The sequence below is a fragment of the Eubacterium multiforme genome (genome assembly GCF_030813415.1).
GTDB classification, from domain to species: domain Bacteria; phylum Bacillota; class Clostridia; order Clostridiales; family Clostridiaceae; genus Clostridium; species Clostridium multiforme.
The window spans coordinates 93,653-117,524 of sequence record NZ_JAUSUF010000007.1; the positions used below are offsets into that span (position 1 = coordinate 93,653).

19 protein-coding genes, 1 pseudogene and 1 other annotated feature are annotated in these 23,872 nt (G+C 29.4%); of the genes and pseudogenes, 12 read left to right on the top strand and 8 right to left on the bottom strand.

The window, feature by feature from the left end:
- Nucleotides 1-71: 71 nt before the first annotated feature.
- Both J2S18_RS10575 and J2S18_RS10580 read left to right on the top strand, forming a co-directional pair.
- A pseudogene (locus tag J2S18_RS10575) lies at nucleotides 72-824 on the top strand (Mrp/NBP35 family ATP-binding protein); the annotation flags it as partial.
- 33 nt (nucleotides 825-857) lie between these two features.
- Nucleotides 858-1,046 (top strand): ferredoxin, encoded by a 189-nt coding sequence (locus tag J2S18_RS10580; protein ID WP_307486763.1) that lies wholly within the window; start codon nucleotides 858-860, stop codon nucleotides 1,044-1,046.
- 48 nt (nucleotides 1,047-1,094) lie between these two features.
- Here J2S18_RS10580 and J2S18_RS10585 read toward each other — a convergent pair whose 3' ends face one another.
- The 4 genes from J2S18_RS10585 to J2S18_RS10600 form a co-directional block, all read right to left on the bottom strand.
- Entirely contained in the window at nucleotides 1,095-1,283 is a 189-nt protein-coding gene (locus J2S18_RS10585) for a hypothetical protein (RefSeq protein ID WP_307486765.1), read from the bottom strand.
- 166 nt (nucleotides 1,284-1,449) lie between these two features.
- Complete coding sequence (locus J2S18_RS10590; protein WP_307486767.1) at nucleotides 1,450-1,902, bottom strand: PadR family transcriptional regulator; 453 nt, start codon at nucleotides 1,900-1,902, stop codon at nucleotides 1,450-1,452.
- 6 nt (nucleotides 1,903-1,908) lie between these two features.
- Nucleotides 1,909-2,754 carry a DegV family protein gene (locus J2S18_RS10595; protein ID WP_307486769.1) on the bottom strand — a complete coding sequence of 282 codons (846 nt, stop codon included), beginning with the start codon at nucleotides 2,752-2,754 and terminating at the stop codon, nucleotides 1,909-1,911.
- A gap of 128 nt (nucleotides 2,755-2,882) precedes the next feature.
- Nucleotides 2,883-3,887: a DUF3048 domain-containing protein gene (locus tag J2S18_RS10600; protein ID WP_307486770.1), complete on the bottom strand. Its 1,005-nt coding sequence runs from the start codon at nucleotides 3,885-3,887 to the stop codon at nucleotides 2,883-2,885.
- A gap of 259 nt (nucleotides 3,888-4,146) precedes the next feature.
- On the opposite strand from J2S18_RS10600, the gene nrdD reads away from it, so the two are divergent.
- From nrdD to J2S18_RS10630, 6 genes are all read left to right on the top strand, one after another.
- Complete coding sequence (gene nrdD, locus J2S18_RS10605; protein ID WP_307486772.1) at nucleotides 4,147-6,264, top strand: anaerobic ribonucleoside-triphosphate reductase; 2,118 nt, start codon at nucleotides 4,147-4,149, stop codon at nucleotides 6,262-6,264.
- A gap of 208 nt (nucleotides 6,265-6,472) precedes the next feature.
- Nucleotides 6,473-6,991: an anaerobic ribonucleoside-triphosphate reductase activating protein gene (gene nrdG, locus J2S18_RS10610; RefSeq protein ID WP_307486773.1), complete on the top strand. Its 519-nt coding sequence runs from the start codon at nucleotides 6,473-6,475 to the stop codon at nucleotides 6,989-6,991.
- Nucleotides 6,992-7,024: 33 nt separating this feature from the next.
- Nucleotides 7,025-8,506, top strand: a complete 1,482-nt coding sequence (locus J2S18_RS10615; protein ID WP_307486775.1) for a leucyl aminopeptidase — start codon at nucleotides 7,025-7,027, stop codon at nucleotides 8,504-8,506.
- A 102-nt stretch (nucleotides 8,507-8,608) separates the two neighbouring features.
- Nucleotides 8,609-9,667: a CdaR family transcriptional regulator gene (locus J2S18_RS10620; protein WP_307486776.1), complete on the top strand. Its 1,059-nt coding sequence runs from the start codon at nucleotides 8,609-8,611 to the stop codon at nucleotides 9,665-9,667.
- Nucleotides 9,668-9,777: 110 nt separating this feature from the next.
- Nucleotides 9,778-11,034 carry a GntP family permease gene (locus tag J2S18_RS10625; RefSeq protein ID WP_307486779.1) on the top strand — a complete coding sequence of 419 codons (1,257 nt, stop codon included), beginning with the start codon at nucleotides 9,778-9,780 and terminating at the stop codon, nucleotides 11,032-11,034.
- Nucleotides 11,035-11,056: 22 nt separating this feature from the next.
- On the top strand, nucleotides 11,057-12,184 hold the full coding sequence (locus tag J2S18_RS10630; RefSeq protein ID WP_307486781.1) for a glycerate kinase family protein: 1,128 nt from the start codon (nucleotides 11,057-11,059) through the stop codon (nucleotides 12,182-12,184).
- Nucleotides 12,185-12,303: 119 nt separating this feature from the next.
- Here the strand turns inward: J2S18_RS10630 and J2S18_RS10635 are convergent, their stop codons facing one another.
- A complete protein-coding gene (locus tag J2S18_RS10635; protein WP_307486783.1) occupies nucleotides 12,304-13,134 on the bottom strand; it encodes an AraC family transcriptional regulator in 831 nt (276 codons plus the stop codon).
- Between the two features lie 277 nt (nucleotides 13,135-13,411).
- Between J2S18_RS10635 and J2S18_RS10640 the strand changes: the two genes are divergently transcribed.
- Both J2S18_RS10640 and ebgA read left to right on the top strand, forming a co-directional pair.
- Nucleotides 13,412-14,965: an amino acid permease gene (locus J2S18_RS10640; RefSeq protein WP_307486784.1), complete on the top strand. Its 1,554-nt coding sequence runs from the start codon at nucleotides 13,412-13,414 to the stop codon at nucleotides 14,963-14,965.
- Between the two features lie 64 nt (nucleotides 14,966-15,029).
- The gene (ebgA, locus tag J2S18_RS10645; RefSeq protein WP_307486786.1) at nucleotides 15,030-18,095 is read left to right on the top strand and encodes a beta-galactosidase subunit alpha; all 3,066 of its coding nucleotides are present in this window, start codon (nucleotides 15,030-15,032) and stop codon (nucleotides 18,093-18,095) included.
- Between the two features lie 124 nt (nucleotides 18,096-18,219).
- On the opposite strand, the gene asnS is transcribed toward ebgA, so the two are convergent.
- Nucleotides 18,220-19,614 carry an asparagine--tRNA ligase gene (gene asnS / locus J2S18_RS10650; protein WP_307486788.1) on the bottom strand — a complete coding sequence of 465 codons (1,395 nt, stop codon included), beginning with the start codon at nucleotides 19,612-19,614 and terminating at the stop codon, nucleotides 18,220-18,222.
- A 63-nt stretch (nucleotides 19,615-19,677) separates the two neighbouring features.
- Nucleotides 19,678-19,933, bottom strand: a binding site (T-box leader).
- Nucleotides 19,934-20,034: 101 nt separating this feature from the next.
- On the opposite strand from asnS, the gene J2S18_RS10655 reads away from it, so the two are divergent.
- The gene (locus J2S18_RS10655; protein ID WP_307486790.1) at nucleotides 20,035-20,442 is read left to right on the top strand and encodes a cytochrome b5 domain-containing protein; all 408 of its coding nucleotides are present in this window, start codon (nucleotides 20,035-20,037) and stop codon (nucleotides 20,440-20,442) included.
- Nucleotides 20,443-20,629: 187 nt separating this feature from the next.
- Here J2S18_RS10655 and J2S18_RS10660 read toward each other — a convergent pair whose 3' ends face one another.
- Entirely contained in the window at nucleotides 20,630-21,328 is a 699-nt protein-coding gene (locus tag J2S18_RS10660) for a metallophosphoesterase family protein (protein WP_307486792.1), read from the bottom strand.
- 155 nt (nucleotides 21,329-21,483) lie between these two features.
- Here J2S18_RS10660 and J2S18_RS10665 point away from each other — a divergent pair, with 155 nt between their 5' ends.
- Nucleotides 21,484-22,563, top strand: coding sequence for a M24 family metallopeptidase (locus J2S18_RS10665; RefSeq protein ID WP_307486793.1), 1,080 nt, complete (start codon nucleotides 21,484-21,486; stop codon nucleotides 22,561-22,563).
- 67 nt (nucleotides 22,564-22,630) lie between these two features.
- Here J2S18_RS10665 and J2S18_RS10670 read toward each other — a convergent pair whose 3' ends face one another.
- A complete protein-coding gene (locus tag J2S18_RS10670; RefSeq protein WP_307486795.1) occupies nucleotides 22,631-23,857 on the bottom strand; it encodes a NupC/NupG family nucleoside CNT transporter in 1,227 nt (408 codons plus the stop codon).
- Nucleotides 23,858-23,872: the final 15 nt, after the last annotated feature.

Genomic DNA, 23,872 nt, shown 5'->3' on the forward strand with positions numbered 1-23,872 from the left:
GAGGAGGAAGAAAAATGAGTGAATTTTCAAGTAAGGGAACACCTATAGGTGAATTTAAAAAGAAGCCTAAATATGGGAAAATAAAAAATGTAATTGGAGTTATAAGCGGTAAAGGTGGAGTTGGTAAATCTACTGTAACTGGTATAATGGCAACTATTCTTAGAAAGAAAGGTTATAAGGTTGGAGTTCTTGATGCAGATATAACAGGTCCATCAATGCCAAGATTTTTTGGTATAAATAATAAAAGAGGGCAAATAATATCAATAGATGAACAAAATTTAAAGTTCATCCCAGCTACTACTAATAGTGGAATAAAAGTTATGTCTATGAATCTTTTAACTGATGTAGAAGACGATCCTGTTATATGGAGAGGTCCAGTAATAACTGGAGTATTAAACCAAATGTATTTTGATACTGAATGGGAAGAATTAGATTACCTATTAATTGATATGCCACCTGGAACAGGAGATATAGCCCTTACAGTTATGAATGACTTTAATGTAAAAGAGCTTATAATAGTTTCAACACCACAAGATATGGTTTCAATGATTGTTAAAAAGGTTGTAAAGATGGCTCAAAAAGTTGGAACACCAGTAAGAGGTGTTGTTGAAAATATGTCTTACATAATTTGTGATGGTTGTGACAAGAAATTAAGAGTATTTAGTAAGAAATCAGCAGAAGAGCATGCAGAATATCTTGGATTGCCACTTTTAGGAGAACTTCCAATAAACTTAGAGCTTACAGAAGCATTAGAAGAGGGAAGAGCTGAGGAGTACGTATTAGATAATCCTCTATACTCATTAATCTTCGAAGGATTATATTAAGATGTACTCTCTATAAGAGAGGAGAATTTTTATATGAAAGCTCATGTAGATAAGGACACTTGTATAGGATGTGGATTATGTCCATCAATTTGTCCAGATGTATTTACAATGGATGATGATGGGAAGGCAGTAGCTTTTAACAGTGATGTATCATCAGAACATGAAGACGGAGCTAAGGAAGCTGAAGAAAGCTGTCCAGTTGATGCTATCGAAGCAGAATAATTAAATAATAAAAATAGCAGATCTAAAAATTTAGGTCTGCTATTTTTATTAGAAAATATTATTTGTATATTTGCCAAAGGAATGATTCATTGGAGAGTTTGAAATATTATTTGATATGTATATATAATTACCAATGGAAGCTTTATTAGTTTGGTAAGATGGTATTGAAATTAATCTGCCATCTTCAAGCTCAATAAAAGTTTCTAAATTATTAATATCAATTATTTGTCCACGCAAGGTATTAACCTCCTAATTAGTGATTTAGTATGCATTTCATTTTAGTAAGTATAATATTTTATATATTAGGCTAAAACAAATACTTACTTAAAAATATAGTTTTATATTAATAGTGTTATCAGTATAGGCAATATATATACAAAAAAAGGTGCTAATAATAGCACCCTTAATAAATATCATTATATATAATTTTAAAAACATCTAAAGCTTCTTCTATTTTTGGCTTCAGTAAGTATTTCTTTTTTAAATACTCTTTTTTACCAGCTGGAGTAAGAGAATATATTTTTCTGAATTTCTTTTTAGGATTATCCCAAGTTCCAACAATTAGGCCCTCTTTTTCAAAGGCTTTTAGTAGAGGATATATTCCTCCTGTACTAGGAATCCATTTACCCTTTGTACGGACTCCTATTTCATGAGAGATATAATTTCCTGTTGTAGGACCTAAAGTAAGTATATGAAGAACGTAAATCGGTAAAAGACCCTTTGTAAAAACTTGGCCAACTGCTTCTTTTTCTTTTTTTACCTTTTTAAGCTCTGTAATTTTCTTTTTATATTCCTCATAAAGACGTTTTTCCTCAGACTCTATATCCTTTAAATCAGAAAAATTTGTTTTATTCATTAGTTATTACACCTCTTGAAATATCAATCCTAATAAGCCAGGTCCTGTATGAACTCCTAATGCTGGTCCAATTGTAGCAGGAGCTATTGACTCTATATTATGCAGTTTAGAAACTGCTTCATAAAATGGAGTGAATTCTTCAATAGAAGAACCACCGTTTAAAACCCATACTTTACATTTACATTTATCAAGATGTTCCTTTGCTATTTTTAAAAGTCTATTTATTGATTGTTTTCTTCCACGTACTTTTGCATAAGTGTAGTATACTCCCTCATCATCAACAGAAATAATAGGTTTTAAGTTTAATATTTCTCCAATTGTTCCAGCAACTTTTCCTATTCTTCCACCCTTTTTTAAGTATTCTAATGTGTTTATAGTAAAATAACCATAAGTTTTTTTACGAAGCTTTGGAAGTTCTTCAATAATTTCTTCAAAAGTTTTTCCTTCCTTAACTAATTCTGCTGCGTTTAATACTAAAGCACCTTCAGCCATACTAAGTATTTTAGTATCAAAAACATAAGATATTAGTTTAGGATGATCTTCAAGGGCTAATCTTATTGCATTAGAAGTTCCAGAAAGACCACTTGAAATTGTAACTGCAATTACGTGAGTATAGCCTTCTTCTTCTAATTTAGTTAATATGTTTTCGATTCTAGCTGTACTAGGTAATGAAGTAGTTGGAACTTCCTTATCTAAAGAAGCATAAACCTCTTCAGGACTTAAATCTATTTTATCTTCGAATTCACCAGTTGAATATATTATTTTAAATGGTGTAAATTCTATGTTGTTATCTTTTAATTGTTCTAAAGTTAAATCTGATCCACTATCAGTTAAAACAGCAATTTTTTGCATAAATGATTCCTCCTAATTTTTAGATTATAATAAAATCTTTATCACTACTGATAATATAAACTATATCATTAGTGATAGAGTTTATCAAGAAAAAAGAAATTATTTCCAACAATAATTTCTTTTTTATATTAATAATTTATTTTAGAACTAGAATCTACTATATTCCATATAGTATTACCAGGTGTTAAAGATACTTCATTACCTTCTAAATCATAAAGTTTAGTGTCTCCAAACTCTGAATCTTTATTCCACTTTATTTCAATTATTTTTCCATTAGAAAATAGAAGTCCATCTCCAGTATTAACTAAATCTATATCTAAATGAGAATTATCAGTTTGTAAGGTTATATCAGTTTTTTGTATTACTAAGTTAGTAAAAGTTAGTGGATTATTTGTAATGGCATCTATTGCAACTTCTCCATCCATATGTTTAGTATATAGACCATCTTTAAAGGTATAAGATGTTTTATATATATTATTAGGCTCAACTATTATATTATTAGCTGATTTTAAATTTTCTTTATTAAAATATTCTTTATTAAATTTTAAAGAAGATTCTGCTTTTAAATTATATTTTTTATCCTCCACAGCTTTTAATATTTTAGTACTTGATGTGTATAAGTTATGAGGAGCTTCTCTATTATTATCTCTATAATAATATTTACCGTTATACATTTCATTTAAGCTCATAATTGCAGTATCTTTCTTTACTTCATTAAGAGCTTCTTTAGAGCCACCACAATGGGCTATAGGAAGGGAGTATTCCTTTGAAATAGTTAAAAAATATGGACGTATGCTTCTAATAGGTCCTATTTTTTCAGAACTATTACTATGATATACAGCAATGAATCTAGGTATTCCCCCTTCAGCAGAAGTTTCATATACTATATCAGCAAAGGATAATCCGCTTTGAGGTCTTGAAGCTTTGGAATTTTCAATAACTGCCATATAAGGCGTTCTGCTTTTGGGGTCTTCCTTTGATTCAATTCCTGTAAAGGGATAATTATATGTTTTTTCAATTTCTATATTTTCTACATTATTTTGAGATGTAGGAATAGATTCATTAGAATTACAGGATACTAATGATGAAATAATAAATATTGAAATAAAAGATAACAATAATTTTTTTCTCATATTTTCCTCCTAAAATTAAAATTTCATTATTTAATGTATATTAAGGTTTTGGTTTAATTAATTCTTATTTAGCAAAAAAATTTTATGTCAAAATTAAAAAAGAGAGGGAATGAGATTTAAATAGATTTAACTAAGTAATAAGAGATAATATATCGAATTATTAAAAAAAAAATACAATTGCGCTAGAATATCTTTTGAAGTATAATAATACAAGTATTAAAAAAAAGTACTATATATTGTGTGAACGGGGGTAGTTTGAATGCTATATGTTGTGAAAAGGGACGGTAGAGAAGTTGAGTTTAATTCAGAGAAAATAGTAAATGCAATAAAGCGTGCGGCTGAAGAAACTAACTTAAATTTAAAGGATAGTAAGACTTTAGAGATTGTTCAAAAGGTTATTGATTATATAGAAGTAAGCGGAGAAAATAGAATATCTGTAGAAGAAGTTCAAAATCTTGTGGAGAAAGCATTAAGAAATTCAGAACTTAATGAGGTACTAGGTGCATATAGAAATTACAGAACGGAAAGAACTAAAATTAGAGAGATAAAATCAGATCTTATGAAAGCCATTAGTAAAATCGGAGTTGAAACTGATAGAGATAATGCAAATGTAGGAAATAATTTTAGTTCAAAGTTATTAAGAATAGCATCTGAATCAAATAAATGGCATAATTTAGCTTCAATGCCAAAGCATTTAGCTAAAGCTCATGAAATCGGAGATTTATACTATCATGATTTAGATAGTTATAACTTAACAACTAATTGTCTTCATATACCAACTAGAGAAATATTAGAAAATGGATTTAACACAGGTTATGGAACAATAAATGCACCAAAGAGAATAGAAACAGCAGCGGAATTATCATGTATATTATTACAATCAACTCAAAATGATATGTTTGGAGGACAATCACACCCAGACTTTGATAACGACATGGGTATTTTTGTAGAACCAACAAGACAAGAAATTATAGCTGAATTAAAAGAGCTTGAAATTCCAGAAGAAAAAATAAATGAACTTGCAGAAAAAAAATTAAGAAAAAGAGTTCATCAAGCAATGCAAGGAGTTGTATATAATTTAAATACAATGCATTCAAGAGCAGGATCACAAGTTCCATTTAGTTCAATGAATATTGGAATACCAGAGTCAGCGGATGCAGCACTTGTTTGTGAAGTTTTCCTATTAGAGTACGAAAAAGGATTAGGAAAAGGAGAGCAACCAATATTCCCAAACATAATCTTTAGAGTTAAAGATGGAGTAAATAGAGAAGAAAATGATCCATATTTCTATTTATATAAATTAGCATGCAGAGTTGCAGCTAAGAGAATGAATCCTACATTTATGAATATAGATGCAGATTTTAATAAAAAATACTATGATATGGGAATTACTCCAGCAACAATGGGATGTAGAACATACCTTATGAGCAATGTAAATGGAGATCCAGGTATTAATGGAAGAGGAAATATAGCACCAACTACTTTAAACTTACCTAGAATAGGAATACAAGCACAAGGAAACATAGATAAATTCTTTGAAATATTAGATTTAAGACTTAACCTTGCAAGAGAAGCCTTAATGCACAGATATGGTGTTCTTAAAAAACTAAGAGTTAAAGATTTACCATTTGTAGCAGGACAACATTTAATGAAGGGATCTGAAGGACTTTCACCAGATGATTCAATAGAACCAATCTTAAAACAAGGAACTTGGGGAATTGGATTTATAGGACTTGCAGAAACACTTGTTGCATTAGTTGGTAAGCATCATGGAGAAGACGAAAAGGCAAGGGAACTTGGACTAAAAATAATTGAACATTTAAGAGCTTATTGTGATAGATCAACTGAAGAAACAAAACTTAACTGGAGTGCATATGCAACACCAGCAGAAGGATTATCAGGAAAGTTTATAAAGCAAGACCAAAAAGCTTTTGGAATACTTAAAGGTGTAACTGATAAAGAATACTACACTAATAGTTTCCATGTTCCAGTTGGATGTGCTATTTCAATAAAGGATAAAATAGATATTGAAGCACCATACCACAAACTTTGTAATGGTGGACATATAAGTTATTTAGAAGTTGATGATTCTCCATCAGGTGAGGACATAATGGATATATTAAATTATGCATACAGAAATACAAATATAAGCTACTTAGGAATAAACTTCCATATAAGATATTGTAAAAATTGTGGAACTTATTTACAAAGTAATGAAAAGAAGTGTAATAATTGTGGAAGCACAGATATACAAGGTGTTTCAAGAGTTACTGGATATTTAAGCCTAGATGAAAGATTTGGTCCAGGAAAATATCATGAAAGAGAAGATAGAATAACTCACACAGGAACAGGAACAAATTGTTACCAAAGTTGTTAGAGTATGCAGAAAGCTTTTATAATAGAGAAATTTCTCTATTATAGAAGCTTTTTTTCAAATTAAACTATATGGTTTTAGTTTATAATAAAGTAAATAATATTTATATTATATAAGTATTAATAAAATTAATTAAGTAATAAATATTTTTGATTATATATGATAAATTTTATCAAGATGATATAATGTAAATTAATTAAGGAGTGAACTTATGGGAAAAAAGATTAGACTTGCAGGAATAGCTTATGAAAGTTTAGTAAATGGCCCTGGGATAAGGAGAGTATTTTTTTCACAAGGTTGCAAGCATAATTGTAAGGGTTGCTTTAATCCAGATACTCATGATTTTCAAGGTGGAGAAGAAAGAGATATGGATGAACTTATAGAAGATGTTTTAGCTAATCCTATGCTTAAAGGGGTAACCTTTAGTGGTGGAGATCCTTTAGAGAGAGCAGAAGAATTTTCTTATATGGCAAAAAGGTTTAAAGAAAATGGATTATCTGTTTGGTCTTTTACAGGATATACCTTTGAATATGTTTTAGATCATTTAGATGATAGAAAAGGCTGGAGAGAATTCATTAATAATATAGATGTCCTTATAGATGGAAAATTCGATGAAAGCAAAATGGAAGATGGCATAAAATTTAGAGGTTCAAGTAATCAAAGAATAATAGACATACCACAAAGTTTAGAAAAAAAAGAAATAGTTTTAGTACATAAATATATGAACTAATTATTTATATAAAAGATGAAGGGAGAGAGATTTATGAAGATAAGTGCAAAAGGGAAAAAGTGTACAGAAGTACAAGGAGTAATAATTTCTTTATTTCAAGAAAAATTAGAATCAAAAAATCCAGAAATAAATAAAATGATAAAATATTTAAATTCAAAAGAAAAGTTTAGTGGAAAAGAAGGAGAAGTTTATACTTTTACTTATGAAACTGAAGACAATATAGAGGATATAGTTTTAGTAGGCCTTGGAAAAGAGGAAGATATAACTTTAGAAAAAATTAAAGAGAATATATCAAAGGCTTATAATAAAATGAAAGCTTTAAAAAATGATGATATTTTAGTTAAAATACCATATACTGAGGAATTAGGTTTAGGAGAAATAGCAAAGGCTATGACAATATCACTAATGCTTTCAGACTATGAATTTAACAAATATAAGAGTGATAAGGAAGATAGAGAAGTAACTGTATCAATTTTAGGTGATGAAGTTAAAGGCGTTATGGTTGATATAGTAGAAGAGTTTATTAAAGAAGGAATAGACATTTCAAAGGGAATAATTATAGCTAGAGATTTAGTTAATGAACCTGCAAATGAAATGTATCCAGAGGTTTTAGCTGATGCAGTTAAAATCCTAGGAAAAGAAAATGGATTTGATGTTAAGGTCTATGGAGAAGAAAAGATTGAAGAATTTGGAATGGAAGCATTCGCATCTGTTGCTAAGGGATCATCTAAAGAACCAAAACTTATAGTTATGAAATATTTTGGAGATAAGCATAATAAAGAAGATGTATTAGGACTTGTTGGTAAGGGATTAACTTACGATTCAGGTGGATATTCAATAAAACCAACTTCAAGTATGGATACAATGAAGTCAGATATGGGTGGAGCAGCTGCTGTAATTGGAGCAATATCAATAATTGCAAAAAGAAAATTAGAAATGAATGTAATTGGTGTAGTTGCAGCTTGTGAAAACATGATATCAGGAAAGGCTTATAAACCTGGAGATATAATTGGAAGTATGGCAGGAAAAACAATTGAGGTTTTAAATACAGATGCAGAAGGTAGATTGACTTTAGCAGATGCAGTAACTTATATAACTAAAAAAGAAAATGTAAATGAAGTTATAGAAATGGCTACACTTACAGGTGCAGCACTTGTTGCCCTTGGAGAAACAACTACAGCTGTTATAACTAATGATGATGAGTTATATGAAGAATTAGAATCTGTATCAAAATATACAGGAGAAAAGGTTTGGAAATTACCAACATTCCCTGAATATAAAGAACTTTTAAAATCTGATATAGCTGATATCAAAAATATTGGTGGAAGAAATGCAGGAACAATAACTGCTGGATTATTTATAGAAGAGTTTATTGATGATGGTGTATCATTTTTACATTTAGATATTGCTGGAACTGCATGGACAGATTCAGAAAAACCTTATAAGGGAAAAGGTGGTACTGGAGTTCCTGTTAATACAATTTATGAATTAGCAAAGAGAAGAGAAAATAATTAATTTATTTTAAAAAAGGTGGCTTTTTAGCTGCCTTTTTTTATGTAAAATATAATATAGAAGATAATAGTGCATTATAAAAAATTACTATTAGGAGGGGTTTGTATGCTTAGTAGAGAATTAGCACAGAATATTTCTAAAAAAATGATGGAGGTTATTCCATACAATGTAAATATAATGGATGAAAAAGGGATTATTATTGGAAGTGGGGATAAAAATAGAATTGGGGATATTCATGAAGGGGCAATAGAAACTTTAGCAAAAAAATCGGTAACAGAGATAAAAGAAGAAGCAAAGGGAGTAAAGCCTGGAGTTAATACTCCTATATTTTTTAGAGGCAGAGCTATAGGGGTTATTGGTATAACTGGAAATCCAGATGAAGTTAGGCAATTTTCTAAGCTTGTTTCAGTTACAGCAGAATTACTTATTAATCAGGAATATACACTAAATGAATATTTAATAAGAAAAAAATTAGAAGATGAATACATATATGAACTTTTATATTCAAATAAAGAGTATGATAATGATTTTATTCAAAGAGGAAAATCCTTAGGTATAGATTTAACTAAGAAGAGAACAGTTGTAATCGTAGGATATGAAATAGGATTTGAAAATATAATATCTTCTAACCTTGAAAAAATACTTTATAAGGATGAGTATTTTATAAATATATCAAATGATAAAATTGCAATAATAATGGTTGAAGATAATAAATTTAATGATAAGATTTTAAGGATAGATAAAGCTTTAAGTAAATACAAAATAGAAATTGGGGTGGGAGAGTCTCATAAAATTCTTCAAAATTCATTAATAGAAGGAATAGAAGCCTTAAATATTGGTGAAAAACTTTATGATAATGATAGAATAAGCTTTTATAAGAAGATAAAAATTTTTTACTTTATGGAGGATTTCTTTTTTCAAGAGGACAATAAAGAAATAATAACAAAAATTAAAAGTGAAGGGGAGGAGTTATTTGAAACTTTTTTAGCATATTTTGATATGAATGGAGAGAAGAACAAGGTTTCAAATAAATTACATATTCATAGAAATACTTTAAATTATAGATTAAAGAGAATTGAGGATATAACCTCTTTAAAATTTGAAAATTATATTGATTTATTTCAATATTTATCAAGCTATATTGGATTTAAACTTAAAAATTAAATTGTGCATTTGAACAAAAATAATTTAAAAAGTTTGGATAGTTAAATAATGAAAATGTTTATAAAAACCTTTACAATTAGCCTATAGAAAAATTTAAGGGGGAGAAGTCAATGAATATTACAGTTACAGCATTAGGAGCAGTAGTTGCATTAATTATAGCAATAGTACTAATTGTAAAGAAAGTACATCCAGCTTATGGATTAATTATTGGAGCTATTGTAGGTGGCTTAGTTGGAGGTGCAGGACTTACTGGAACAGTTTCATTAATGATGGATGGAGCTAAAGGAATGATTCCTGCAATAATTAGAATATTGACAGCTGGTGTGTTAGCAGGAGTTTTAATTGAATCAGGAGCAGCTGCAAAAATTGCAGAAACAATTGTTGAAAAATTAGGAGAATCAAGAGCTCTTATGGCATTAACAATTGCAACAACAGTACTTACAATGGTTGGAGTATTTGTAGATGTAGCTGTAATAACAGTTTCACCTATAGCTCTTGCTATAGCTCAAAAATCAAAATTAACTAAAACTGCTATATTGATAGCTATGGTTGGAGGGGGAAAGGCTGGAAACATAATGTCCCCAAATCCTAATACTATTGCAGCAGCGGATAATCTTGGAGTTCCATTAACTTCAGTAATGCTTGCAGGTGTTATACCAGCTATTTTCGGAATTATAGTAACATGTATTATATCAAAGAAATTAAAGAAAAAGGGAAGCTTTGTAAGTGAAGAAGAAAAATTAAAAAACTTTGAAGATATGCCAAGTTTCTTTTCATCAATTTTAGGACCTTTAGTTGCAATAGTATTATTAATGTTAAGACCAATTGCAGGAATAGCAATAGATCCATTAATAGCACTTCCAGTTGGAGGAATATGCGGAATAATAGCAATGGGAAAAATAAGATATTTAAATAGATATGCAACCTTTGGATTAGCTAAGATGACAGGAGTAGCCGTTCTTTTAATAGGAACTGGAACTCTTGCTGGAATAATAGCAAATTCAGGACTTAAAGATGTAATAATACATGGTGTTAATTCATTAGGATTACCAAGCTTTGCATTAGCACCTATATCAGGTATTTTAATGTCAGCTGCAACAGCATCAACTACATCAGGAACAGCAGTTGCAACATCAGTTTTTGGACCAACAATTGTAGGTCTTGGAGTAACACCTTTAGCAACAGCTGCAATGATACATGTTGGAGCAACAGTATTAGATCATCTTCCACATGGAAGTTTCTTTCATGCAACAGGTGGAAGTGTATCAATGGATATGAATGAGAGATTAAAACTTATACCATATGAATCATTAGTTGGACTTTCAATGACAATTGTATCAACTATAATATTTGGATTTATATTATAAAATTTGAAGGGAGAAAATTACCATGAAATTTGTATTAGCACCAGATTCATTTAAAGAGAGTATGACTTCAAAGGAAGCATGCAATGCAATGGAGAGAGGAATAAAAAAAGTAATAAAAGATGCAGAATGTATTAAAGTACCTATGGCAGATGGTGGAGAAGGCACAGTTGAGGCATTAGTTGAAGCAACAAATGGTTCTATTTTAAATATTGTGGTAAAAGACCCATTAGGAAAGGATACAGAAGCTAAGTTTGGAATATTAGGTAATTCAAAAACAGCTATTATTGAAATGGCAGAGGCTAGTGGAATTGCTCTTATAGATAGAGAAAAGAGAAATCCAATGATTACAACTACTTATGGAACTGGTGAAATTATAAAACATGCACTAGATTTAGGAGTAGAAAGAATTGTAATTGGAATTGGTGGAAGTGCTACAAATGATGGTGGCATTGGAATGGTTCAAGCTTTAGGTGGAAAATTTTTAGATGAAAATGGGAAGGAACTTCCCTTTGGTGGAGGAGAATTAAATAGACTTCACAAAATAGATATAAGTGGATTAGATAAAAGATTAAAGAATATAGAAATAGAAGTTGCCTGTGATGTTACAAATCCTTTATGCGGACCTAAGGGAGCATCTCATGTTTTTGGACCTCAAAAGGGTGCAACAGAAGAAATGGTATTAAAACTTGATAGCAATTTAAACCATTATTCAAAAAAGATAAAAGAATGTTTAGGTAAAGATATAAAAGATATAGAAGGAGCAGGAGCTGCAGGAGGACTTGGAGCTGCATTAGTAGCCTTTTTAGATGGTAAACTAAAAAGGGGAATTGAATTAGTAATAAAGCATACAGCTTTAGAAGAAAAATTAGAAAATGCAGATTTTTTATTTACAGGTGAAGGTAGTATTGATTCCCAAACTATATGTGGAAAGACACCAATGGGAGTTGCAACAGTTGCAAAGAAAAAGGGAATTAAAACAATAGCCTTTGGAGGAAGAATATTAGAAGGAGCAGAAAATCTTTATTCAATAGGAGTAACTTCTATATTTGGAATTACACCAGGTGCTATAAGTTTAGACAAAGCTTTAAAGGATGGAGAAAAAAATTTAGAAAGAACAACAGAAAATGTTGTAAGGCTTTTAAAAAATTAAAGTAATCCCAAAAGTTATTCACAGATTTGTGGAAAAGAAAAAGTAAAATTTAAAAGTTGTGGATAAAGTTTAAGCATCTTGTTTATTATGTTAGAAAAAATAATAAACAAGATGCATTTTTATTTATTTAAAGAATTACTTCTATAAGATGCTGGAGAAATTCCCTTATATTTTGTAAATATTCTTGAAAAATAAGAGGGACTATTAAATCCAGTTAAATATGCTATTTCATTAATAGAAGAAATATTTTCTTTTAGAAGATTACAAGCTTTGTTTAATCTATAATTTATAAGATATTGCTGAGGGCTTATAGTCATATTTAACTTAAAAAGTTTAAATAAGTGACTTCTATTAATATTTATTTCAGATGCAATATCTGATATTGATATATCTTCAGTATAATTTTTGTGAATAAAATCTAATGCCTTTGTTACATAAGTATTTTCATTACTTACATTATAATCACTTTTATTATTATCGTGTTCTCTTATAAGAGTGCCTAAAAATAAATAAAGATATCCAATAGATGAAAATAAATCTCCGTTATTTGAGCAATCAAATATATTATCGAAGTAATTATTAATACAATTATCTTTAGTATATCTGAAGGAATAATTATCCTTTGAAAAGCCACATAAATTAAGTAATCTTTTGCATTCTGTTCCATTAAAGCCTATCCACTTATATTTCCATGGATTTTTTTTGCAAGGGAAATATTTATTTGTAGCCTTTGGTGGAATTAAAAAGCCATCACCTTTTTTTAGAACATATTTAACTCCATTTATAATTGCAGTACCTTCTCCTTCAACAATATAATGGATTAAATAATAATCTATAGGTGCATACTCAAAGGGCTTATTAGCTTCACAGTTTTCATAACCACATTCATATATAAATAATTCTTTACTAAGAATGTTATTAGTCTTAAAGATTCCAAAAAAATTATCCATAATAAAACCTCCCAAAATATGCAACAAAAGTGAAATTTGAAACAACAAAAAGTTATAGTAAAGCCATATTAAAAACTATAAAATATAGCTATATCAAAGATAAAGTTCGATGTAATTTTACCATTTTATGATTAATATTACAAATAAGTATAAGATATCTTATATTTATTAGAAGGTTGATCATGCACAATTTGTAAAGGTTTTCTAAAAGGAAGGGTAGTAGAAATTATAGAAACTTTAAAAAATAAAATCTATTAATAAAATGAGGGGGATTAAAATGGAAGATTCAAGAAGACGAATGAGTTCTAGAGCATTAATGCTTATGACATTTACTGCTGTATTCTCATTCAACAGTATAATTAACAACAGTATTAATATAGGACTTGCATCAATACCATCCTATGTATTTGCAACTATAGTATACTTTTTCCCATTTGCACTTATGATTGGAGAATTTTCATCTGCAAATCAGGATTCAGAATCAGGAGTTTATAGTTGGATTAAAACAGCACTAGGTGGTAAATGGGCATTCTTAGGAGCTTGGGCGTATTTCTTTGTTAACTTATTCTTTTTCACATCATTATTACCACAAACTTTAATATATGCTTCATATACATTCCTAGGAAGAAACATATTCCAAGGGGATAATATGACAGTTATTATATCAGTAGTATCAATAGTATTATTCTGGCTTGCAACTTATGTTTCAACAAAGGGCGTAGATTGGATTTCAAAGGTAACTAATATTTCAGGTGTTGCAAGAATATTAATAGGTATTTTATTTATAATTTTAGCTTTTGGAGTAACATTTGTTTTAGGAAAAGCTCCAGCACAAGAATTTACAGCAAGTACAATAACACCAAAATTTAACTGGGGATTCTTTATGACATTAGCTTGGATACTTCAAGCAGTTGGGGGAGCTGAAAGTATAGGAGTTTATGTTAAAGACGTAAAGGGTGGTACAAAAGCCTTCGTAAAAACAATGTTAATTTCTACAGCAATTATCGGATTAATTTATAGTTTAGGTTGTGTAGCTGTTGGATTAGTAGTTCCACAGGAAACACTTCAAGGAAATTTCTCAAATGGATTATTTGATTCCTTTGTTATATTAGGTAAATATTATGGAATAGGAAACTTCATAACTAATATAGTTGGATTAATAATGCTTTTAGGTAGCATAGGTTCATTAGTTATATGGACAGCAGCACCTGCTAAAATACTTTTCTCAGAAATTCCAGAAGGAATATTTGGAAAGTGGATTGCAAAAACAGATAAGCAAGGAACACCAGTAAATGCATTATATACACAAGCTATAATAGTAACTATTCTTTTAATAATACCAGCATTAGGAATAGGATCAATAGATAGTTTCTTAGAAACATTAATAAATATGACTGCTGCAACATCACTAATACCAGTATTATTCTTATTAATTTCTTATGTTGTTTTAAGATATAAAAAAGATTATATAAAGAGAGATTTCAGACTTGGAAATAGAAAAGTTGGAATGGCAGTAGGAGTAATGTTATTAGGATTATTTACACTTTCATTTGTAATATCAACAATTCCAGAACCTAAGATTATAATGGATTACTTAAATGGAGTTCCTTTAGCTGAAGGAGTAGCAAATCCAATGTTTGTACTTTTATACAACATTTTAGGAATAGTTATATTTATGGGATTTGCATTAATTTGCTGGAACAGATACCAAAAGAGATTGGCTTCAGGTTATTTTGAAAATGAAGGAATAGAAAATTTAGCTTCAGCAGAAATGGCAATTACAGAGGAAGAAAATAGTACAGTAATTAATAAAAAAGATAAAAATAGATAATTTAAAATAAATTATAAAGTATTAGGGAGATTAAAAATCTCCCTATATAAATAGGAGGATATTTATGAAATTATGGGAAAACATTAATATTGATGGAATTGGTAGATTAGATGCAAGAAGTTATTTTAGAAGTTTTGCATCAAAGGAAAAGGCTAAATTAATTGATAATAGATATACACATAAATTCAAAAACCTAAATGGTACATGGAAATTCTTATTTTTAGATGCACCAGAATATTCACCAGTTGGTTTTTATAATAAAGATTTTTCAGTGGAAAATTGGGACAATATAGAGGTGCCTGGAAATTGGCAACTTCAAGGATATGGTAAAATGCATTACTCAGATTTATGGTACAATTTCCCAATAAATCCACCATATGTGCCAACAGAAAATCCAACAGGAATTTACAGAAGAAACTTTTCTATTGATGAAAGTTTTGAAGGAAAGCGAATAATTTTAAGATTTAATGGAGTAGATTCAGCTTTTAACCTTTGGATAAATGGTGAGGAAGTAGGATATAGCAAAGGAGCTAGACTTTTAAGTGAATTTGATATAACAGATTATGTAGAAATTGGAGAAAACCAATGTACAGTTAGAGTATATCAATGGTCAGATGGAACATATATAGAAGACCAAGATATGTGGTGGTTAAGTGGAATATTTAGAGATGTTGAATTAATTGGAGAACCTAAAGATGGTGTTGAAGACATATATGTAGTTACTGATTTAGATGAAAATTATATTAATTCTAACTTAAAAGTTAACTTAAAGCTTAAAACTACAAACTGTGATAGTGTATCTTTTGAATTAGTAGATAAAAATGAAAAACTAGTTTTTGAAGAAAGTGTTTCAATAGAAGGGGAAGAAATATCCTTTAATAAAGAAGTTATTTCTCCATTAAAATGGACTGCTGAAGAACCAAATTTATATACTTTATATATAACAGTTATAAAAGATGGAAATGTAGTAGAAGTTATTCCTCAAAGAGTTGGATTTAGAAAAATAGAAGTTAAAGGGGAAACTTTTACTGTAAATGGAGTAGCTATAAAGTTTAAGGGTGTTAATAGACATGATTATAATCCTAAAACAGGAAGAGTTGTTACTAGAGAAGAAATAGAAAAAGATATTATTTTAATGAAAGAGCATAACATTAATGCGATAAGAACAGCTCATTATCCTAACCAATATTATTTATATGAATTATGTGATGAATATGGAATGTATTTAATTGCAGAAACAGATTTAGAGTGTCATGGATTTGAATTAACAGGAAACTATAAGTGGATAACAGATGATCCAGCTTGGGAACTTGCATATGTTAAGAGAATGGAAAGAATGGTTGAGATGTATAAAAACCATCCATCAATAATTATGTGGTCATTAGGAAATGAATCTGAATTTGGACATAACTTTAAGGCTATGGCAAATAAAACAAGAGAAATAGATCCAACTAGACTAGTTCATTATGAAGGAGATTTTGAAGCTGAAATAACAGATGTATACAGCACAATGTATACTTGGCTTGAGCATAAGGATGAAAATAGATTACTTATGAGCAAAATAATTAAAAATAGTAAAAAGCCTCATATACTATGTGAATATTGTCATGCTATGGGTAATGGTCCAGGAAATCTTAAGGAGTATCAAGATTTATTTTATGCCCATGATAAACTTCAAGGTGGTTTTGTTTGGGAATGGTTTGACCATGGTATAGAAACAGTAACTGAAGATGGACAAGTTTATTATAGATATGGTGGAGATTTTGGAGATGATCCAAGTAATATTAATTTCTGTATAGATGGATTAATAATGCCAGATAGAACACCATCACCAGGATTACTTGAATATAAAAAGGTTATTGAGCCAGTTGAAACTAAGGCAGTAGATTTAGAAAAGGGAATATTTAATTTAATAAATCGATATGATTTTGCAGATTTAAATAGATTAGAGTTAGTTTGTACTATTGTAGAAGATGATAAGATATTACAAAGTATAAGAGTTGAACTTCCAAGTATTGCAGCAAGAAATGAAAAAGAAATACAAATCCCATATTCTTTAGATTTTGATAAAGTAAAGGGTGCAGATTATTATATTAATTTCTCCTATGTATTAAAAAATGATACTATGTGGGCAAAGGCTGGACATGAACTTGCAACAGCACAATTTATATTACCTGTAAAAGAGGAAAGAAATATAGTAAAAGCAGAAGGTAAATTAGAAGTTATAAAAGATAACTACAAGTTATTTGCTAAGGGAGAAGACTTTGAAGTAGAATTTGATTTAGTACGAGGAAATATTGTAAATGTAATTAGAGATGGATACAAATTAGTAGAGGAAGGCCCTAGACTAAACTTCTGGAGAGCCCCTATTGATAATGATATGTATGTAGTTGAAGATTATAAGAAAAAATATTTTATGCACTTAATGCATGAAGTTGTAAGAGAAGTTACTTATAAAGTAGAAGAAAATATTTTAGAAGTAAATGTAAAGACTGTAAATGGAACAACAAATAGTGCATGGTACTATGAGTCAAGTTATCAATATATAGTTTATCCAAATGGATATATAGTAGTTAATGTAGAGGGAACTCCAGCTGGTATGATTGAAAATGCACCTGATATGCTTCCAAGAATAGGAGTTAAACTTAAAGTAAACAAAGAATGCAGTAATGTAAAATGGAAGGGAAGAGGACCTTTAGAATCTTATGCAGATACTAAAGAATATAATCTTTTTGGAGTATTTAGTAAAACTGTTGATGAGATGTTTACAAACTATGTTAAGCCACAGGAAAATGGAAATCATTCAGATTGTAAGTGGGCAAGCTTAACTAACAATAAAGGATTAGGATTAATTGCAATAGCAGATAATAAATTTGATTTTAGTGCTTCTTATTATGAAGATACTGATTTAGAATATGCTAAGCATACAATAGATCTTAAGAAGAGAGATTATATAGTTTTAAATATAGATTACAAGCAAAATGGAGTAGGAACAAATTCTTGTGGACAAAGTCAATTAGAAAAGTATAGATGTAAATTTGAACCATTTAAATTATCTTTTGAACTTACACCATATAATAATACAGAAGTTTCAGCTGTTAATTTAGGAAGAGAAACTATAGAAAGATAAAAATAAAAAGGTAGATTTAATAATTGGAAAAACTACCTTAATACCTTAAAAGAATGAGTAGATAAATTTGTGTAATAATCAAATTTATCTACTTTCTTTTTTACAAAAATTATTTTAATATTTTTTAGAAATCTGATTGACCAGTTGTTCTTGGGAATGGTATTACGTCTCTTATGTTTGTCATACCAGTTATATACATAATTAATCTTTCAAATCCAAGACCGTATCCTGCATGCTTAGTTTCTCCGTATTTTCTAAGCTCTAAATACCACCAGTAATCTTCTTCATTTAAGTTAAGTTCAGACATTCTCTTCTTTAGAAGGTCTAATCTTTCCTCCCTTTGGCTACCACCTATGATTTCTCCTATTCCTGGAACTAGAAGGTCCATAGCAGCAACTGTTTTATTATCATCATTCATTCTCATATAGAATGCTTTTATATCCTTTGGATAGTCAGTTACAAATAAAGGTTTCTTAAAGTGTTCTTCAGTTAAGAATCTTTCATGTTCTGTTTGAAGGTCTATACCCCATTCAACTGGATATTCAAATTCTTTTCCACACTTTTCTAATATTTCAATTGCTTCTGTGTAAGTAACTCTTGCAAAATCTGAGTTTGCAACGTGATTTAATCTTTCAACTAAGCCCTTATCAATGAATTTGTTGAAGAATTCTATTTCTTCAGGACATTCTTTCATAACATACTTAATTACATAAGTAAGCATTTCTTCTGCTAATTGCATATCATCTTCTAAATCAGCAAAAGATATTTCAGGTTCAACCATCCAGAACTCAGCAGCATGTCTTGCTGTGTTTGAATTTTCAGCTCTAAATGTTGGACCAAATGTATAAACATCTCTAAATGCTAAAGCAAAAGTTTCTGCATTTAATTGTCCTGAAACTGTAAGGTTAGTTTCTTTTCCAAAGAAGTCTTTGCTGTAATCAATGCATCCATCTTCAGTTTTTGGAGTTTCATTTAAATCAAGAGTTGTTACTCTAAACATTTCTCCTGCACCTTCACAGTCACTACCTGTAAGAATAGGAGTGTTAGTATATACGAATCCTTTATCTTGGAAGAACTTGTGTATAGCATAAGCTGCAACTGATCTTACTCTAAATACAGCAGAGAAAGCATTACTTCTAGGTCTTAAGTGAGCTATTGTTCTTAAGTACTCAAAAGTATGTCTTTTCTTTTGAAGTGGATAATCTGAATCAGACATTCCTTCAATTACGATTTCTTTAGCTTGAACTTCAAAAGGTTGTTTTGCATTTGGAGTTTCAACTAAAGTACCAATTACCTTTAATGATGAACTTATTGGAAGTTTTGATATTTCCTTAAAGTTATCTAACTTGTTATCAAAAACTACTTGGATATTTTTAAAGAAAGAACCATCATTAATTTCAATGAATCCAAAAGCGTTTGAAGCTCTTAAAGTTCTTATCCAACCAGTTAAGGATACTTCTTTGTTTAAATAATCTGAAGTGTTTCTGTAAAGTGATTTAACTAAAATATTTTTATCCATTATATTACCTCCTGTAATTTATAAAATTAATTTTAAAAATAAAAAAACCTTCCATCCCCAAAACCATGGGACGAAAGGATACTATCGCGGTACCACCCAAATTGCTATAAAAATATAGCCAACTCAAAATGTAGGCACATTAACTTATGCCTTTCTAGAAAAATAACGGTCTAGAATATCCGTCTAAGTCTACTAACAAATAATGCTTTCGGTTAGAAACTCGGAGATGTTCTTCAAAATAGGCTTCGTATAAGGCTTACACCATCCCTTATTCGCTAAGACTACGTCCTAAGTTTACTCTTCTCGTCATAGTTATTTTATAACAATATTATATTAAATTGATTTTACAATACTTTTCTAACAAATGCAACAAGGTTATCATATATTACTTATAGATTAATCAATTAGGAGAGATTTTTTATGTTACTTGAAAGACTTATAATGAAAAAAAATAAAGAAATTAATGAATTAAAAAATAGCTTGTTTTTTAGAGGAGAAAGGGATAAAGATGACATTGTAGATAATATTAAAAATGCTATAGAGGATTTAACTATAATATTAGAGGAGGAAAATAAGTTATCTAATAAGGAAAGAGGAAGAGAGCTTACTTTAAGTGAATTAGCAAAGTATGATGGGAAAGAAGGACGTTTGGCATATATAGCAGTAAATGGAACGGTATATGATGTAACAGGAATTATGGGATTTGAAGAGGGAAATCACTTTGGTATAAAGCCAGGAACGGATGCTACAGGAGCCTTTAATAATTGTCATAAGGGAAATACTAATGTACTTAAAAATTTAAGAGTTATTGGAGTATTAAAACAATAATTTATAGCTACACAATCTAATAGATTAAATTAAAATATAAGAAAATATTCAAGATAGCAGATATTTAGCAAAAGGTACAATAAGAAAACCAAAAAATATTAAGATACTCTTTATGGTTTATTATTGTGCCTTTATAATAGATTTTTTTAAGTAGTAACTAAGTATATTTTTAATAATTAAGAATATATTATTCTACTCCAGTTTCAAAGGATCTAATTAAGCTTTCAGGGAATTTAAGCATTGTCATATCTTTTATTATTCCTTTAGTATCATAAGTAATTTCCTTAATTTCAGCCTTTATAGGCTTATTTCTTTCAACTTCTAATAAACAATAAGTTGGGTTTGGTCTTCCTATTTTAGGTTTACCAATACTTCCGTCATTTATAAAGAGCTTGTCTCCAAAATATTTAACTGAAGGTATATGAGTATGTGCACATACTAAAACATCCTCTTTTAAGTTTTTCATAATCTCAGAAGTATTAGCTCCATCTTCTAACATATATTCATTTATTTTATTTGGACTTCCATGAACAAATAATATTTTTCTTCCTTCAAACTCTAATGTAATAGAAGTTGGAAGAGAATTTAAATAAAATCTATTAGCGGCTCTAAGCTCATCTACCGCCCAAGGAAGAGAGAAGGAATTTATAGTATTTTCTCTTATGTAAGTGTAGCTGCCATCTACAACGGAAGCATCATAATTTCCCTTTAAACAAATAATATTTTTTCTTTTTATCATTGCTACTACTTCATTTGGGTGAGGGCCATAGCCTACTAAATCACCTAAACAAATTATAGTATCTACTTTTTGATCTTCAATATCTTCTAATGCTCTCATTAAAGCATAAAGATTACCATGTATATCTGAGATTACTGCTATTTTCATATGTCTAGCCTCCTAAGTATTTCTTAATAATATTATATCACTTGTATATGTTTAAATTTATTAAATAATGCTTAACTTGTTACACTTTGTAATTTATTAATATTAGTATATTATAATAAGTAATAGAAAATCTTAATAATTTGGAGGCAAGATTAATGAAAAATAGTAGAATAAATAAAGTTATAAATGAAATGAAGAAAAATAATTTATCACAAATGATAGTATCATCACCAGCATCACTTTTTTATTTAACAGGAAAATGGTTTAGCCCTGGAGAAAGAATGATAGCTTTACTTATTAAAACAAATGGTGAACATAAATTAATTATAAATAAGTTATTTCCAGTGGAAGAAGACTTAGGAGTAGATTTAGTTTGGCATACAGATACAGAAAATCCAGTTGAAATATTATCAAAGTATATTGATAAGAATGAAACATTAGGAATAGATAAAACATGGCCATCACATTTCTTATTAGGATTAATGAAATTAAATGCAGCTAAAGATTATGAAAATGGTTCATTAATAATAGATAAATTAAGAATGGTTAAAGATGAAGAAGAAATTGAAATTATGAAGGAATCTTCAAAGAGAAATGACCAAACAATGTTAGATTTATGGGAAAATCTAAAAGAGGGTAAAACTGAATTAGAACTTGTAGAAATATTAAAGAATTTATATGCTAAAAATGGAGTTAATAAATTCTCATTTTCACCTATAATTGCTATTTCACCAAATGGGGCAGATCCACATCATTCAACTGATGCATCTGTACTTAAAAAAGGTCATAGTATAGTAATTGATATGGGAGGAATTTATAAAGATTATTGCTCTGATATGACAAGAACAGTATTTTTTAATGAGGAACCTTCAGAAGAACATAAAAAGATTTATAACATAGTAAAAGAAGCTAATGAAAGAGCTATAGCTATGATAAAGCCAGGAGTTAAATTCTCTGATATAGATAAGGCAGCAAGAGATTATATTGAAGATAAAGGTTATGGAGAATACTTCACTCATAGAACTGGTCACTGCATAGGAATTGAATGTCATGATTTTGGTGATGTAAGTGCAGTTAACCATAATAAAGTAGAACCTGGAATGATATTTTCAATAGAACCTGGAATATATTTAAAAGATGATATTGGAGTTAGAATAGAAGATTTAGTATTAGTTACTGAAGATGGATGTGAAAGATTAAATAAAATTACTAAGGAATTAACAGTAATAAAATAATAATTAAACTTTATTTAAAATAAAAAAAGTGCTTGAAATTTTTCAAGCACTTTTAAAATTCTTATAATTAGATTGAGAATAGTACACCAGCAATTGTTCCTGTTAAACAAGTTGCAAGAGCACCACCTAATAATGCTTTAAAGCCTAATTTTGAAATTAAACCTTTCTTTTCTGGAGCTAATGCACCAATACCACCAATTTGGATAGCAACTGAACTAATATTAGCAAATCCACATAATGCATAAGTTAATATCATTACAGTTTTAGGTTGAAGTGTCTTAGCTGCAACATATTTTGATAGCTCTGAGTAAGCAACGAATTCATTTATCATTACCTTTTGACCAAGTAAGCTACCAGCAGTTGCTACATCACAACTTGGAATACCCATTGCAAATGTTAATGGTGAGAAAATCTTACCTAAAATCCATTGGAAGCTAAGTTCTGGGAATCCGAAAACTCCACCGCATTTAGCTAATATGTAGTTAAGTAAAGCTATAAGTGCAACGAAAGCTAAAAGCATGGCAGCAACATTTAATGCAAGACCTAATCCTTCACTAGCTCCATTAGCAGCAGCTTCAACAACGTTTGATGCAGTTTGTTCTATTGTAATATCTGTAGTATTTTTTGTTTTTGGTTCTTCTGTTTCTGGAACTAATATTTTAGCTAACATAAGTCCAGCAGGAGCAGCCATTATACTACCAGCAAGTAAGTCACCAGCATTAATTCCCATTGCAACATATCCAGCCATAACACCACCTGCAACTGTTGCCATACCACCTACCATGATAGCCATAAGTTCTGACTTAGTCATGTCTTTAATAAATGGTTTAACAAGAAGAGGAGCTTCTGTTTGACCTAAGAAAATATTACCAACGGCACTTAATGTTTCAGCACCTGATGTTCCAAGTAATTTGCAAATACCCTTTGCAATTATTTTAACTATAAATTGCATAATTCCTAAATAATAAAGTATTCCCATTAAAGCTGAGAAGAAAATAATTGTTGGAAGAACTTGAAGTGCAAAGATCATTCCAAAAGTTTTTTGGTTCATTAAATTACCAAATAAGAAGTTTGAACCTTGAAGTGTAAAGTCAAGTAATTTAGTTATTGCCTTACTACAAAATTCAAAGAAAGCTCTACCAGCTGGTATCTTTAAGATAATTAAAGCAAATACTACTTGTAATCCTAAAGCCATACTAACTAGACGCCAGTTAATTTTTTTTCTGTTTTCTGAAAATAGTACTGCTATTAATATAATTGCAGCAATACCTATTAATCCTATAAATCTACTCAATGTAATTTCTCCTTT